The organism is Paraburkholderia caledonica, assembly GCF_000383275.1.
GTDB classification, from domain to species: domain Bacteria; phylum Pseudomonadota; class Gammaproteobacteria; order Burkholderiales; family Burkholderiaceae; genus Paraburkholderia; species Paraburkholderia caledonica.
Map to the genome: position 1 here is coordinate 182,833 of NZ_KB911043.1, position 14,047 is coordinate 196,879.

Here is a 14,047-nt window from a genome sequence, read left to right on the forward strand (position 1 = left end):
TGTTGTGGAAAGTCGGTGATTGAGATGACGTGCAGGCGTGACGCACAATTTCAGCGATTGAGCGTGTCGGAAGGTGCTTCGTTGAATTGACGCCGATATCCGTTGACGAGGGTCGAGCGGTTACTCACACCCCACTTGCTGGCGGCTTCCAGAATGCCGCGCTCGCTGCCGCTCGCGGCTTGCAGTTCCGCGCGAATGCGCTGCATGCGTAACTGCCGGATGATTTCGCTCGGCGTCGAGCCGAGGCTGTTCTTGAAGGTGCTTTGCAACGCCCGATCGGTGACACCGATCTCCAGCGCGATTTCGCGTATCGACAGATCCTTGCGTTCGAGATTCGCGACGAGAAAGCGATACGCGCGCCGGTATTTCGCCGGCAGGCGAGCGGCGATGTCGTCCAGTTGTTCCGGCGGACGCGCGGTGCGCTGCGTGTATTGCGCAAGCGCGCCGGCCTCGTCGCGCACGCAACGCAGCGCGTTCACCGCATAACGCGCGTAGAGCGTGAGCGACTCGCCGTTGCGGCCCTGCAAATGCCGCAGCTTTGCCAGACCGTACAGATATTCCAGTTGACGATGCCCTTGCCAGCCGCGGCTCTCCGCACTGAGCAGATTGATGATCGACTCCGCGAGTTGCGGCACACCGCCTGCGAGACTCGCAAGCATCATCTCGAGACGCGCTGCGCGCTGATACGACGTCAATCCTTGCGCCGCGGCCCAGTTCAGATGCTCGTTGAGCGTGCGCTCCGCGTCGCGGCCGCCCTCGGCCAACGCATGCAATTGCTCGAGAAACTCAATGCGTCCACGCAGCAGCGGCGCTTTAACGCCCGCTGCGGCACGCCGCATCAGCGCGGCGGGCACCGACACCACCGAGCATTGCGCGTCGCCCGCGAACCCCGGTTGCCAGTAGCCGTGGTCGGCAAGCTCGGCGTGCGAGCGCAGTTCGCTTTGCGTCGTCAGATCGAAGCGCACGGTGTCGATCAGATCGTGCCAGCCGGCCACGTTGTGAAACTGCGCGGCGTCGCTAGTAAGAAGGTTTTCGAGTTCGTCGAGCGCGAGACCCGCTTCGCGCAAACGGCCCAGATCGAACAACACGCAGAAGGTGCCGAACAAACCTTCGAGACGCAGCGCAGCGTCGCCGCCCGTATCTTCGACCACGCGTGTGAAGCACGCCATCGCCGTACCGAGCCGATGACGGAACAACGCCTGCCAGCCCGCATTACGGCACGACGCTGCTCGCATCTGCGAGCGCGATGCACGCATTTTCTTCTGTGCCTGGCGAAACGATTCGTCGGCGTCGAGTTCCATGCCGAAGGTCATGTTCAGGTCGCCCTGCAATTGCAGCCATGCGGGCAGAATGTCTTCGTCGCACGATTCGACGTGGCGCGAGATCTGTGTCGACGCCGCCAGAATCCGGCCCCCGGCGATCATGTCGTAAAGACCCGCCGGCGCCGCCGACGACGCGAGAACGGATACGAGAGGAAAGTAAAAGGTTGAAAACATGGCTTGCTCCGTAACAGGTTTTCAAGCGGACGTCGCGGCATGGAAATGCTTAGGCATCTTGAATGTCTGCGCGCCGGACTTCGGCGGAATCGTCAGCGCCTTGCGACAACGGAGGTCAATTTAACAAAGCTGGATTCGCCAATTCTCAATAATCAGAGGAAAACGGTGATTATTAAAAATAGTTGAGAATTGGCGTGTCGCCGCGAGCGCGGCTTTACCGCAGCGGCCGTGAAGGTACGGTGGCGGGCGCATCCACAGATGCTTTCGTCTCGCCCCGAGCGAGCGCTTCGAGGCTGGTTTTCAACAGACGCAGGTCGAGCTGATCTCGCACTTGCGTCACGAAGATGCCGGCGAACACGGCCATCATCAGCACGGCCACTGCGCCTTTGATCGGCTGGCTGAGCGCGCTGAGTTCGAGTTCCTGCGCCGATTTCGACGCGAGGTTCACGCCCATGTCGATCAGCAGCAGCACGAGCAGCATCGGCGCCGCAAGTTTGGCAACTGTTTGCATCAGCGTGTCGGTCTGGTGCATCACGAATGCATCGAGCACATTGACGGACGCCGGAATGGACGCCGAAACCGGCCACCACTTATACGACGCATACAACGCTTCCAGCAGAAACTGCATGCCGCCGAGCGACCAGAACGCAACCGTCGCGACCTGACCGAGCAGCGTGGCTGAAGGCGTGGATTGCTGCGATAGCATCGGGTTCTGCAACTGCGCGCTGTTAAAGCCGGTGAGATTGTCGAGATAGCTGCCCGCGCCTTCCGCGACCCAGAACACCGTCGACGCCGCAAAGCCCATCGCGATGCCGATAAAGGTTTCGCGCAGACCGATTGTCAGCAGAGTCAGGCCGGTGAGCGACGCGCCAAACGAGTCCGGCTGACCCGCCGCGACGAACATGCTGAAACTGAGCGCGACGCCGTTGCGCACGACGCCTTGCAGCACGCCGTCGGAGGTGGGCGGAAACAGCGTCATCAGCGCGAACAGACGCAGCGAGCACACGCCCCACACCGCCAGATACTGCGAGAATTGCAAACCGTGTTCGAGCAGATACGCGTTCATTTGCGGCCCAGTCGCGCAAGCGCCATTTCTTCGGTCTCTTCGTCCTCGGCGTCGGCGGCAATGCCATCCAGCACCGCTTCGAGCTTTTTCACGCGCTGCTCGCACATGTCGATGCGACCGCGATTCTGCGCGATGTCGCGCCGCGCGGCGGCGATCTCTTCATCTTTCGCGGCGATCGCGGCGCGCGCTTCGTTCAGTTCCGACTGCGCGTGCGCGAGCCGTTCCTCGACCGTCTCCGTATAACGGCGGATCGACGTGAAGTTGTCTATCGAGAACGGCTCGGCGCCGGTCATCATCGCCGCGATGCGCTGACGATACATGCGCACCACGGCGTCGAGCTCCGCGTGCCGTTGTGCGGCCGCGTCGGCTTGCGCGCAACACGCGGCGCGCTCGTTCTGGCGCTGGGCGAGCGCGCTACGCAAGGCTTCGTCCAACCGTTTTCGCCGCGCGCCCGACCGCTTGAGTGCCGTGATCTGCCGCTGCGCGCTCATACCGCCTGCCCTTGCGCGAGTTCGTGCAACGCTGCTTCCGTTGCGGCGGGATCGGCGTAGGAGTCCGTCGCTTGCGAGAGAAACGCTTTCAGTGCGTCGATCTTTTCGATCGCTTCGTCCGCAAGCGCATTCGTGCCGGGCTGGTATTCGCCGATCTGCAACAGCATCTCGACCTCGCGGTGTTTCGCCAGCAGCTTGCGCAACCGTGACGACGACGCCATGAATTCGCGCGACACGACCTGCGGCATCACACGCGACAAACTGCCGAGCACGTCGATGGCGGGATAGCGATTCTGCGCGGCGATCTCGCGCGACAGAATCAGATGGCCGTCGAGCACGCCGCGCACTTCCTCTGCAATCGGGTCGCTGCCGGAATCGTCCTCGGCGAGCACGGTGTAGAGCGCCGTGATCGAGCCCGTCTCGCCCATACCCGCGCGCTCCAGCAAGCGCGGCAGCTCGGCGAAAATCGACGGCGGAAAGCCGCGTCGCGCGGGCGGCTCGCCGGCCGCGAGCCCGATTTCCCGGCCGGCTCGCGCGAAACGCGTGAGCGAGTCCATCATGAGCAACACACGCTTGCCTTCGTCGCGAAAGTGTTCGGCGATCGCGGTCGCCACATAAGCCGCCTTCGATCGTTCGATCGACGAACGGTCCGACGTCGCGCACACCACGACCGAGCGCGCCATGCCTTCGGGGCCGAGAATCAACTCGACGAATTCGCGCACCTCGCGGCCACGTTCGCCGATCAGCGCGATCACGTTGATGTCGCATTGCGCGCCGCGCGCGAGCATGCCGAGCAAAGTGCTTTTGCCGACGCCGGCCGGCGCGAAAATGCCCATGCGCTGACCTTCGGCGAGCGTCGTCATGGCGTCGATCACGCGCACGCCGGTTGCCATCGACGCCTCGATCATGCGGCGATTCATCGGGCTCGGCGGGTCCGCGAAAATCGGCCGGTAACGGTCGATGTCGATCGGCCCGAGTCCGTCGATCGGCTCGCCAAGCGCGTCGATCACGCGGCCGAGCAGTTTGTCGCCTACCTTGATCGACAGCGGCCGGCCGAGGCCGACCACCTGTGTCGAGCGCGACACATCGGACAGGCGCGAGAACGGCGAGACGAGCGCGTAGTCGCGCGTGAAGCCGATCACTTCACCGTGTTGCATCAGCTGGCCGCCCGGCGCGCGCAGTTCGCACAGTTCACCGAGCTTCAGATCGACGCCCGCGACCTTGATCAGCGTGCCGATCACTTCCACGACCTTGCCGACCTGGCGGATCGACACGCTCGCGAGAATCTCCCGTTCGATCGCGTCGCTCAGTTGCCGCAAACCGGCGCCGCCCAGCAGGCCGTCGTGCGTGGCCGCGGCTTTGTCGCGCGCAGGTGTTTCGAGTTCGATCATGCGCTCCAACCCTCTTCAACCGGTAACGCTTGCGCGGGCGCCGCAACGGATTCATCCACCGACGCCCGCAACGCACGTTCGACCGCCGCTCGCAGCGTGTCCAGTTGCGTCGACAAGCCGGCATCGACAATGCCGACATCGGACTCGCATGTGCAGCTGCCGGGCGCGAGCCGCTTGTCGCCGAGTACGCTCAACGCAACGGGACGGCCCAGCTCGCGCCAACGGCGCTCCAGATCGCCGAACGCCGCGCGCGCGGCGTCGAGATCGCCAGGATGCACGCTCACGCGCAGATAGGTCGAGCCTTCGACAATCCGGTCCACTGCACCCAGCGCCTGCGCGAACAACGCCTGCGCACCCTGCCCGCCGACGATCTGCTCGACCGCCAGCATCACGATTTCGGCCATGCGCTTGCTGAGTTGACGCTGTAGACGGTGAGCGTCGTTGCTGACATTCGCGACCTGCTGGAGCCAGTCGGCGAGCCCTTGCGCCATGCCGTCGCGATAACCCGCCTCGGCCGCGTCGGCGCGTTCCCGCGCCGCTTCGGCCACGAGCGCGGCGGCTTCCGCGCGTGCTGCCTGCAATAGCTGCTCGCGTTCAACCTGCGCGGCGGCAAGAATCGCCTGGCGCTCGGCTTCGGCGCGCCCATAGACATCGTCGACGCTCGCCAGCATGCCGAACGTCTCACGCGCGACAATGTCCTCGTTCACGCCATAACGTGTCTCGCCGAGCGCGTCGGTTGCATCCGCGATACGTGGATGACTCAGCCAGATAACCATGGATACTCCGGCAAAAACTCCGCAAGCCGCGCGTGCAGAACACCTGTTCCGCTTTCGTCGAGCGCGGCGGGCACGGCACCGAGCCACGCCGCGTGCTGCGCGTCGTACGGCAATGCGAAGCGCAGCAGCGCGCAGGGCACGTCGCCCGCTTGCGGCTCGCGCGCGAGCAATGCGTAGCCCTCCAGCGCGAGTTGCGTATGTTCGAGCGACTCCAGCGACGGCACCGCCGCCGCGCCCAGCACGCGCGTCAGATCGGGCGCTGCAAGCGTGTCCGCAGCGGTCGAGCCGGTAATGCGATCGAGCGGACATCCGGCCCATTGCGCGAGCCGCACACGCGTGTTTCTATCGATCAGACGACGCACCTGCGCGCGCCGCAGCAGCAGCGCGCGGATGCACAGCGCGGCAAGACCTTGCTCGATCGGCAGTGCATCGAGCCGCGCCGCCGGCACGCCGATCAGCCGTTCGAGCGAGGGCGGCGCAAACGGCAACGCGCGCATCAGCGCAAGCGATACGTCTTCGCACGGACCGTGTCGCAGACGTTCACGCAACGCAAGCGCGTCAGCTTCGCCAAGACCCAATGCGCGCGTCAGCCAGGAACCGTGGACCCAGCGAATCGCCATGCGCAAGTTCTGCTCATAGCTAGCAAGCATGCCCGCCAGATGTTCGGCGTTCGGCCCGAGGCGAACGTGGCCGCGATGGCCGCCGTGCAATAAGCCGGCGCGAGGCGCGAGATGGGAGGCGACGCGGGAAGCGACGCGGGAAGCGACGTGGGGGGCGACATACGAAGCCGGCATGTTCATGCGGAGCGCCGGTCCTTGCGGCCGAGTCGCTGCGACAAAGCACCGGTCAAATTCGACAGCGGCCCGAAGCGCCGCTGCAACGCGTCGCGGAACGCGAAGCCGAGCGCGAGGCCCACCAGCACGACTACGAGCAGTCCCGCGGCAACCCACGGCCAGACTGAACCATGCGTGTCACTGCGGCGGCTCAGATCGACCTGATCGGCTGCCACGCCGGTCACGCTGACCTGTTCGTACGACAAGCCTTCCACACTATGCACGACCAGATTCTTGATCTGCGGCACGAGCGAGTTGAGCGCGAGACCCGGCCGGTACTTGATGAACACCGACGCCGACGACGGCTTCACTTGCTGCGCGAGCGGATCGTTGTTCGGAATCACGATCTGCACACGCGCCACCAGTACGCCGTCGATCCGGGACAAAGTGCCCGACAGTTCCTGCGACAAGCCGTAAATGAACCGCACGCGTTCTTCGGTCGGCGTGGAAACCAGACCGTCTTTCTTGAACAGGTTGCCCAGATCGTCGAACTTGTTGTGCGGCAGGCCGTTGTCGCGCAGTACTTCCATTGCACGAACCATGTCGTCGTCGCTCACTTGCAGTGAGTAGGTCTTGCCGCCATCCGCCGTGGTCTTCTCCGCGCTCACGCCGCGCTCCAGAAGCGCGACCGTCATTTCGTTCACGTCCTGCTCGCTCAGATTGCCGTACAGCTCCTTCTTGCAACCCGCGAGCAACGCACATGCAACACACAAAACGACCATCGCCGCGCGGCGCCAGCGCGCGTAGTGCCATGGTCCGAATGCTTCAGCCGTAAACATGGTCATTGGTTCTTCATCAAGGTTTCCGCCGACGACTTGGACGACGTCACCACGGCCATCTTCGCCTGAAAGTCGAACTGCACCATCGACAGATTCAGCGCGACTTCCGAGGCCTTAGCGATTGCCTCCGTGGGCGCCATCGAACTCGATTGCTGGCCGAACTGCGCGACTTCCTTCAGCGCGGCTTCCATCTGGCCGTCCTCATGCGAGATCGCTTCGACGAGCTTGTCGTTTGCGGCATGCGCGCCGCCTTGATCCGGCGCGACGCGCTCCTGCTGCATCAACGCCTGGAACTTCGCGGCCGAGTCAGCGCCGGGCGTCTCGGCGCCATTGCCGGTCTTGAACGCTTCCGAAATCGCCTTGGCAACCGAGTCGTTGCTGATGGACAGGCTCATGTGAATACTCCCGCGTGAACTGTGAGCGAAGTGAAACGACGCGCGCGCCGCAAATCAGGCACGCAGAAAACCCATCTGCTGGAATTGCGCAGCGTTCTCACGCGCAGGCTGCACGGCCGACCTGGCGTGTTCGGCGGCGGCTTTGGCTTCCTGCTCCTCCGCCAGCTCGCGATACGACTGCGGCAACACAAACTCGCCGCCGCGATAGCTTGCGCGCGCCGCCAGCAGATCTGCGCGCACTTCCAGCGCGCGAATCAGCGAACGCGTTTCGGGCGCCGTGTCGCCCGCGAGCGCTTCATCGGCCCATTGACGCCAGTTCGGATCGCCCTTCGACGCGAGGCAGTAAGCGAACATCGCCTTCGCGTACGAAAAGGACGGCGCCGCGTGAATCACGTCGCGCAGCACCTGCACCGCGTCGTCCCAACGGCCATGCACGATGTACAGCACGCCTTGCAACGACTCGATCTCGCTCACTTTCGGACGCAGCGCGCGCAACGCATCCAGCACGAGTTCGATGTCGGTCGTATCGCCGCGCACGGTCGGGAAATGGCTGAAGAGCCCGACCGACACCGTTTCGATGAGCGCGGAAATCACGTCCTGACTGCACTTCAGATAGTCGGCCTGGCTGACCGACTGAGAGAGCTGGGCCGACTTGGGCTGGTTTGCGAGCATGGTGTTTGACTCCGTGTGTTCGGTGATGCTTCCAGTGAGCGAAAGGTAGCAGCGCAAAACGCGGCGGCTCACGCCGCGAGCGAAGCGATCAGCAACATTGCGAAACGGCGCTCGACACCGGGCACAACGCGAGGCGCTACATCGGGTACGACACGGCACGCTCACATGGCGGTCGCTTCGCGCGCCGATGTCCTGCTTCGTATCCCGCCAATAGCGCGAGACATGTGCTGCATAGAATCGAGCCACGCTATGGCTGCATGAACACGCCGTACGTTCGGGCTCGCCCGCCTCCCCTTCACTGGACCTCTGCGATGAGCGACGACAAAACCGAAGAGCCAACCGACAAGAAGCTACGCAAGGCGCGAGAGGAAGGCGACGTCGCGAAAAGCGCCGACGTCGCGGACGGCATGATTCTCGCGGCCGGCGTACTGATGCTCGCGGCAGCAGGTGATTCGATGGTCGACGCGATGCGCGCAGGCGTGCAAGACGCGCTCCGCTTCGTGAGCGGGCCGCGCGACATGGATACGCTTTACGTGACGTTGCACGTGATCGGCTCACACGTGATCGGCGCGATTTTGCCGAGCATCGGCGCGGCCGTGCTCGCCGCGATCGTCGCCGTAGGCGCGCAGGTGGGCGTGGTGATTTCGATGAAGGCCGTGTCGTTCAAGTTCGACGCCATCAGTCCCGCCGCCGGCGTGAAAAAGATCTTCTCGCTGAAATCGCTGCTCGAATTGCTGAAGATGATCGTCAAGGGCGCGGTACTCATGATCGTCATGTGGAAAACGATCGAAGGTTTGCTGCCGCTCGTGATCGGCTCGCTGTTTCAGTCGGTGCCGCAACTGTCGCGGCTCGCGAGCGGGTTGATGCTCAAGATTCTCGGCACCGCCGCCGCGCTGTTCGTGATGTTCGGCGGCGTCGACTTCAAGCTGCAAAAGTTTCTCTACATTCGCGGCAAGAAAATGAGCAAGGACGAGATCAAGCGCGAATTCAAACAGGACGAAGGCGATCCTGTGATCAAGGGCGAACGCAAGCGGCTCGCGCGCGAACTCGCCACCTCCGCGCCGCCGCGCAAAGTGTCGGCCGCCAGCATCATGGTGGTGAATCCAACGCACTACGCCGTCGCAGTGCGCTACGCACCCGACGAATTTCCGCTGCCGGTCGTGATCGCGAAGGGTATGGACGAAGCCGCGGCGCAATTGCGCCGCGAGGCGCAGATATACAACGTGCCGATTGTCGGCAATCCGCCGGTTGCGCGTGCGCTTTACAAGGTGGAGATCGACGAGCCGATTCCCGACGAACTGTTCGAAGCCGTCGCGGCCATCCTGCGCTGGGTCGACTCGATCGGTCTCGCGAAGCAAAGCCAAAGTATGCAGACACCCGCCGCGTAAGCACTGTTCGCGGCTCTTGCTGGACTCACCACATTCACCATGCTCAAGACGCTAAAACTCCCTGTGGGCGGCGAGATCGGGATGCTGTTCCTGATCATCGCGATCCTCTCGCTGATGATTCTGCCGCTGCCGACCTTCATGATCGACATTCTGGTCGGACTCAATATCGCGGCGAGCGTAACGCTGCTCATGATCACGCTCTACGTGCCGAGCGTGGTGTCGTTGTCCGCGTTCCCGTCGCTGCTTCTTTTCACGACGTTGTACCGCCTTTCGTTGAGCATTGCATCGACCAAATCCATTCTGCTGCACGCGGAGGCGGGCGAAATCATCGACAGCTTCGGCAAGCTCGTGGTGGGCGGCAACCTGGTGGTGGGCATGGTCGTGTTCATCATCATCACGCTGGTGCAGTTCATCGTGATCGCCAAGGGCTCCGAACGCGTCGCCGAAGTGGGCGCGCGGTTCACTCTCGACGCGATGCCCGGCAAGCAGATGAGCATCGACGCCGATCTGCGCGCCAATCTGCTGACCTCCGACGAAGCGCGCCACAAGCGCGCGACGCTCGCGCTGGAGAGTGCGCTGCACGGCGGCATGGACGGCGCGATGAAGTTCGTCAAGGGCGACGCCGTGGCAGGACTCATCATCACGGTCATCAACATCGTGGCGGGACTCGCGGTGGGCGTCGCGTATCACGGCATGACGGCGGCGGAAGCGGCGAACCGCTTCTCGATTCTGTCGGTCGGCGACGCGATGGTCGCGCAGGTGCCGGCGCTGCTGCTCTCCGTCGCGGCCGGCGTGATGATCACGCGTGTCGCCGACGATCGCGATGAAACGCAACGCTCGCTCGGCGCGGATATTGGCCGGCAGTTGATCACGAGCCCGCCCGCCCTGTTTTTCGCGGCGGTGCTGCTGCTCGCATTTGCCGCGGTGCCGGGCTTTCCGTGGCTGTTGTTCATCCTGCTGTCCGGCGTGCTCGCGTTCGCCGCATACCGGTTGCAAAAGAGCAAGCCGTCGCGCCAGTTGCACGACGGTGAATCCGTGCGTTCCATGCAGCGTGTCGGCGCGAAAATCGAAACGCCCGCCATCGCGACGCATCCGCCCGCGTTCACCTGCGCGCTCGGCGTGCGGATCGCGCCGGATCTGGTCGCGCGTCTGAGTCTCGCGGGACTCAACACGTCGTTCGAAGCGGAGCGCGAGGTATTGCAGGAAGAGTTGGGATTGCCGTTTCCCGGCATCACGATGTGGACGTCCGATCGCCTCGCCGCGTCCACGTGCGAGTTCCTGATGCACGATGTGCCTTATCTGACCGTAGAAATTCCGCCTGGAAAAGTGGTGTTGCCGACGCTGCCGCTCGCGCTCGCTCGTGAGGCGAGCGGCATTGGCGAAGACCGGCCTGGCGACGCCGAGTTGCGCGCGCTCGCACCCAATTGCGAGCAACGCGCGCCGCTCGACGGCAGCAGTCAGCCGAGTTACTGGCACGACGAAAAAGGCTTGCCCGCAAAGACCGAAGCGTGGCGCGCGGAACAGGTGATCGCGCATGTGTCGGTGCGGCTCTTGCGGCGGCACGCGTCGCTCTTTCTCGGCGTGCAGGAAGTGCAGTGGATTCAGGAGCAACTCGGCATTGACTATCCGGGTCTGCTCGCGGAAGTGCAAAAGGTGCTGCCGCCGCAGCGTATCGCCGACGTGCTGCGCCGTCTGCTCGAAGAACAGATTCCGATCCGCAACGTTCGCAACATCATGGAAAGCCTGATCGCGTGGGGACCGAAAGAGAAGGACATGCTGATGCTGACCGAGTATGTGCGCGGCGACCTCGCACGCTTTCTCGCTCATCGCGCGACTCAGGGCGCGAAGGTGCTGCCCGCCGTGCTGCTCGACGGACCGGTCGAGCAGCATATCCGCCAGGCGATCAAGCAGACGCCCACCGGCAACTACCTCGCGCTGCCGCCCGACGAAGTGACCTTCCTGCTCGACAGCATCGAAGCGTACGCGGGAACGATTGCGCGCGACGACATCGCGCTCGTCACGTCGATGGATATTCGCCGCTATGTGAGGCGCATGCTCGAAGGCAAGCTCGACTGGCTCAACGTGTATTCGTACCAGGAGCTTGGCGGGCTCGTGGAATTGCAGCCGATCGGCCGCGTGACGGCATGACGGCATGACGGCATGAGGGCAGCCTGAATGTCGACGTTATCACGCTCCATGCGACGCCCCGCGCGCATCATCGCACCCGATTCGACGGAATCGGGCGGCGTGTCCGGTTCGGGTTTCGCGCCGGGGTCCACTACTTCGAGCGAACGCACGCGGCGCGCGCGCGGCTTCGACTATGCGGCGCTGGTTCGACGCGACAGCGATCCCGACCACGGCGCGCTTGCCGACAGCAACGCGAATCCCTTCGCGCTCGAAGACGAAGAACGCGACGCCGATCAGCACCGCACACCGGATCGGACGACCGTCGCGGGCCGCGTCGGCGCCGGCAGCGCCCCGGTGATCGAAGCGGTCTACATGCAGCAGCAAGGCTTTATCGAACTGGCGGCTTCGATCGCGCGCGAGGTCGCGCGACTATCGGCGAATCGCTTCGTCGCCGAATCGGGCAGTTGGGACCTGACGATGCGGCTCGATCCAAACCTGCTCGCCGACACCGTGCTCAATCTCACGCTTTCGCCCACCGGCCTGTCGCTTCGCTTCGACGTGCAGGACGCCCAGGCAAAGCAATTACTCTTACTGCATAGCGGCATGCTCGAACGGCAACTGAAGGCGCTGCTCGACAGCTGGAGCGAACCGCGTTCGCTGACGCTGACCATCTGGTAAGTCCCGCCCTCCCTACTCATGGCTTCACGCTGACCTCCGCAATGCTCGAAACCCGGCCTCGCTCTCTCGCCGGCCTACTGCCGGCCATCCCGCCCGCCGACGCCTGCGCCGCGCGCCTGCTTTGCGACGCGCGCAACGTCGACGCATTGCGCCGGCTCGGCCGGCTCGATGCCGTGCATGTCTCGCACGGGGATGCGCGCGACGCCGCGAGCGCCGAACCGTTAGAGGATGCCGGCCGGATCGTCCTTGCACATCTGTCGGGGCAACTCGCGCTTCATGTCGATCTCGCGCGTTACCCGTCGCTGCAGATACTCGCCACGTCCGCCGAGGCGGACCACAGCGGCACACAGCAGAGCCTGCGCAATGCGATTGCGAACGCGGTGCTTGCGCCGCTCGTCGACAGCTTCAATGCGAGCGGCGCAGGCACGTGGCGCGTGGCATCCGTGCAGCGCGCGACGAAGGAATCGGCCACGTTCGAGTCTGACAACACGTCGCGTCTGCGCATCGCACTGATGCGCGAGGGCGTCGCATACGAAACGCTGTTCGATATCGCACTGCCCACGCTCCGGCTGATCGAAACGCGGCTCGCGTCGTTCGGCAATCAGCAGCAGCGCCGCGATCTAGACGCCTTCGCGACGCTCGGCGTACCGGGGCGCATCGCGCTCGGCGCGCGGCGCGTGTCGATCCGCGCGCTTCAAAAACTACGTCCCGGCGATGTGCTGTTACGCGCGTTCAGCCGCGCCACCGTGCTCGGCTTGCGCGGCCACGGCCCCTTGCACCTGCGCGCCGCGTGGGGCACGCCGGGCCTACGCTGCATGCTGGCCACGGTCGCGCTCGACGGCGCCCTTCTCACCCTCAACGACGACCCCATCATGAGTGAAGAAACCCTGCAGGTCGAAGGCGACGAGTTGCCGCGAATCGACTACGGCGACCCTCCGCTAGACGATGTTCCGCACGAAGCCGCTATCGCGACAGGCACCGAAGCGCCGACGATGTCCGAAACGGAAGCGGAAGCAGAAGCGCAAGCCGAAGCGGAAGCCGCACCGTTCACCCCAACTTCGCCTCTGGACATCGGCGAACTCGATCTGCCTGTGCAGTTCGAGATCGACACGCTGGCGTTGCCGCTGTCGCAAGTCGCAGCGCTGCGGCGTGGTTACGTGATCGAGCTCGACACGCCTGTGACGGACGCCCGCATCAAACTCGTCGCGCACGGTCAGACGATCGGCCACGGCGAACTGGTGAGCGTGGGCGAACACCTTGGAATCCGCATCACGGGGATGGCCTATGCCAGCGACACAGACCGGTGACATCACCGGATTGCTGATCGTCGTTCTGGCGATCAGCATCATTCCGTTCGTGGCGATGGTCGTCACCTCGTACATGAAGATCGTCGTCGTGCTCGGGCTCCTGCGCAATGCGCTCGGCGTCCAGCAGGTGCCGCCGAACATGGTGCTGAACGGCATCGCGATCATCGTCTCGGTGTACATCATGGCGCCGATCGCGTTCACCGCCGCCGGCGCGATGCAAGGCAGCACCGCAGCGAACACGAGCGGCAGCACGGTCACGCAGACGGTGACGCAGGGCATCGCCGCCGCGCGCGAACCGTTTCGCAACTTCTTGAAGGCTCATGCGCAACCGCGCGAGCGGCAGTTCTTCCTGCGCTCGGCGAGCGCGATCTGGCCAAAGGAACAGGCTAAGGCGCTCAAAGACACCGACATCATCGTGCTCGCGCCCGCCTTCACGCTGACCGAGCTCACGGATGCCTTCAAGATCGGTTTCCTGCTGTACATCGCGTTCATCGTGGTGGACCTGATCATCGCCAACGTGCTGATGGCAATGGGCCTGAGCCAGGTGCAACCGACCAGTGTCGCGATTCCGTTCAAGCTGCTGCTGTTCGTCGCGATGGACGGCTGGTCGACCCTGATTCACGGCCTCATTCTCGGCTATCGCTAGGA

General features: G+C 64.1%; 14 protein-coding genes. 5 read left to right on the forward strand and 9 right to left on the reverse strand.

Features of this window, described 5'->3' with window-relative positions; all coding sequences use genetic code 11:
* Positions 1-50: 50 nt before the first annotated feature.
* From H281_RS0125705 to H281_RS34860, 9 genes are all read right to left on the reverse strand, one after another.
* Positions 51-1,496 (reverse strand): helix-turn-helix transcriptional regulator, encoded by a 1,446-nt coding sequence (locus H281_RS0125705; protein WP_020070009.1) that lies wholly within the window; start codon positions 1,494-1,496, stop codon positions 51-53.
* A 214-nt stretch (positions 1,497-1,710) separates the two neighbouring features.
* Entirely contained in the window at positions 1,711-2,562 is an 852-nt protein-coding gene (sctT, locus tag H281_RS0125710; RefSeq protein WP_020070010.1) for a type III secretion system export apparatus subunit SctT, read from the reverse strand.
* Positions 2,559-3,053 (reverse strand): hypothetical protein, encoded by a 495-nt coding sequence (locus H281_RS0125715; RefSeq protein ID WP_020070011.1) that lies wholly within the window; start codon positions 3,051-3,053, stop codon positions 2,559-2,561. Before H281_RS0125715 ends, sctT begins: the two co-directional genes overlap by 4 nt.
* A complete protein-coding gene (gene sctN, locus H281_RS0125720; RefSeq protein ID WP_020070012.1) occupies positions 3,050-4,444 on the reverse strand; it encodes a type III secretion system ATPase SctN in 1,395 nt (464 codons plus the stop codon). The genes H281_RS0125715 and sctN overlap by 4 nt, the downstream gene beginning before the upstream one ends.
* Entirely contained in the window at positions 4,441-5,220 is a 780-nt protein-coding gene (gene sctL / locus H281_RS0125725; protein ID WP_020070013.1) for a type III secretion system stator protein SctL, read from the reverse strand. The genes sctN and sctL overlap by 4 nt, the downstream gene beginning before the upstream one ends.
* A complete protein-coding gene (locus H281_RS34855) occupies positions 5,205-6,020 on the reverse strand; it encodes a type III secretion protein HrpB4 (RefSeq protein ID WP_020070014.1) in 816 nt (271 codons plus the stop codon). The genes sctL and H281_RS34855 overlap by 16 nt, the downstream gene beginning before the upstream one ends.
* Positions 6,017-6,775 (reverse strand): type III secretion system inner membrane ring lipoprotein SctJ, encoded by a 759-nt coding sequence (sctJ, locus tag H281_RS0125735; protein WP_123282708.1) that lies wholly within the window; start codon positions 6,773-6,775, stop codon positions 6,017-6,019. Before sctJ ends, H281_RS34855 begins: the two co-directional genes overlap by 4 nt.
* A gap of 59 nt (positions 6,776-6,834) precedes the next feature.
* On the reverse strand, positions 6,835-7,227 hold the full coding sequence (locus tag H281_RS0125740; protein WP_020070016.1) for a hypothetical protein: 393 nt from the start codon (positions 7,225-7,227) through the stop codon (positions 6,835-6,837).
* Positions 7,228-7,281: 54 nt separating this feature from the next.
* On the reverse strand, positions 7,282-7,899 hold the full coding sequence (locus H281_RS34860; RefSeq protein ID WP_020070017.1) for an HrpB1 family type III secretion system apparatus protein: 618 nt from the start codon (positions 7,897-7,899) through the stop codon (positions 7,282-7,284).
* Positions 7,900-8,210: 311 nt separating this feature from the next.
* Between H281_RS34860 and sctU the strand changes: the two genes are divergently transcribed.
* Genes sctU through sctR form a run of 5 tightly spaced genes read left to right on the forward strand, consistent with a single transcriptional unit; the run spans position 8,211 to position 14,045 of the window.
* Positions 8,211-9,287, forward strand: coding sequence for a type III secretion system export apparatus subunit SctU (gene sctU / locus H281_RS0125750; protein WP_020070018.1), 1,077 nt, complete (start codon positions 8,211-8,213; stop codon positions 9,285-9,287).
* Positions 9,288-9,326: 39 nt separating this feature from the next.
* On the forward strand, positions 9,327-11,435 hold the full coding sequence (gene sctV, locus H281_RS0125755; RefSeq protein WP_027804952.1) for a type III secretion system export apparatus subunit SctV: 2,109 nt from the start codon (positions 9,327-9,329) through the stop codon (positions 11,433-11,435).
* A gap of 27 nt (positions 11,436-11,462) precedes the next feature.
* Entirely contained in the window at positions 11,463-12,092 is a 630-nt protein-coding gene (gene sctP, locus H281_RS35645) for a type III secretion system protein SctP (protein ID WP_084690179.1), read from the forward strand.
* A 41-nt stretch (positions 12,093-12,133) separates the two neighbouring features.
* The gene (gene sctQ, locus H281_RS0125765; protein WP_020070021.1) at positions 12,134-13,399 is read left to right on the forward strand and encodes a type III secretion system cytoplasmic ring protein SctQ; all 1,266 of its coding nucleotides are present in this window, start codon (positions 12,134-12,136) and stop codon (positions 13,397-13,399) included.
* Positions 13,377-14,045, forward strand: a complete 669-nt coding sequence (gene sctR, locus H281_RS0125770) for a type III secretion system export apparatus subunit SctR (protein WP_020070022.1) — start codon at positions 13,377-13,379, stop codon at positions 14,043-14,045. The genes sctQ and sctR overlap by 23 nt, the downstream gene beginning before the upstream one ends.
* Positions 14,046-14,047: the final 2 nt, after the last annotated feature.

Bases quoted from the DNA above. Each gene is read 5' to 3' on its own strand.
- H281_RS0125705 (WP_020070009.1), bottom strand. From the start codon at position 1,496: ATGTTTTCAACCTTTTACTTTCCTCTCGTATCCGTTCTCGCGTCGTCG.
- sctT (WP_020070010.1), bottom strand. From the start codon at position 2,562: ATGAACGCGTATCTGCTCGAACACGGTTTGCAATTCTCGCAGTATCTG.
- H281_RS0125715 (WP_020070011.1), bottom strand. From the start codon at position 3,053: ATGAGCGCGCAGCGGCAGATCACGGCACTCAAGCGGTCGGGCGCGCGG.
- sctN (WP_020070012.1), bottom strand. From the start codon at position 4,444: ATGATCGAACTCGAAACACCTGCGCGCGACAAAGCCGCGGCCACGCAC.
- sctL (WP_020070013.1), bottom strand. From the start codon at position 5,220: ATGGTTATCTGGCTGAGTCATCCACGTATCGCGGATGCAACCGACGCG.
- H281_RS34855 (WP_020070014.1), bottom strand. From the start codon at position 6,020: ATGAACATGCCGGCTTCGTATGTCGCCCCCCACGTCGCTTCCCGCGTC.
- sctJ (WP_123282708.1), bottom strand. From the start codon at position 6,775: ATGGTCGTTTTGTGTGTTGCATGTGCGTTGCTCGCGGGTTGCAAGAAG.
- H281_RS0125740 (WP_020070016.1), bottom strand. From the start codon at position 7,227: ATGAGCCTGTCCATCAGCAACGACTCGGTTGCCAAGGCGATTTCGGAA.
- H281_RS34860 (WP_020070017.1), bottom strand. From the start codon at position 7,899: ATGCTCGCAAACCAGCCCAAGTCGGCCCAGCTCTCTCAGTCGGTCAGC.
- sctU (WP_020070018.1), top strand. From the start codon at position 8,211: ATGAGCGACGACAAAACCGAAGAGCCAACCGACAAGAAGCTACGCAAG.
- sctV (WP_027804952.1), top strand. From the start codon at position 9,327: ATGCTCAAGACGCTAAAACTCCCTGTGGGCGGCGAGATCGGGATGCTG.
- sctP (WP_084690179.1), top strand. From the start codon at position 11,463: ATGTCGACGTTATCACGCTCCATGCGACGCCCCGCGCGCATCATCGCA.
- sctQ (WP_020070021.1), top strand. From the start codon at position 12,134: ATGCTCGAAACCCGGCCTCGCTCTCTCGCCGGCCTACTGCCGGCCATC.
- sctR (WP_020070022.1), top strand. From the start codon at position 13,377: ATGCCAGCGACACAGACCGGTGACATCACCGGATTGCTGATCGTCGTT.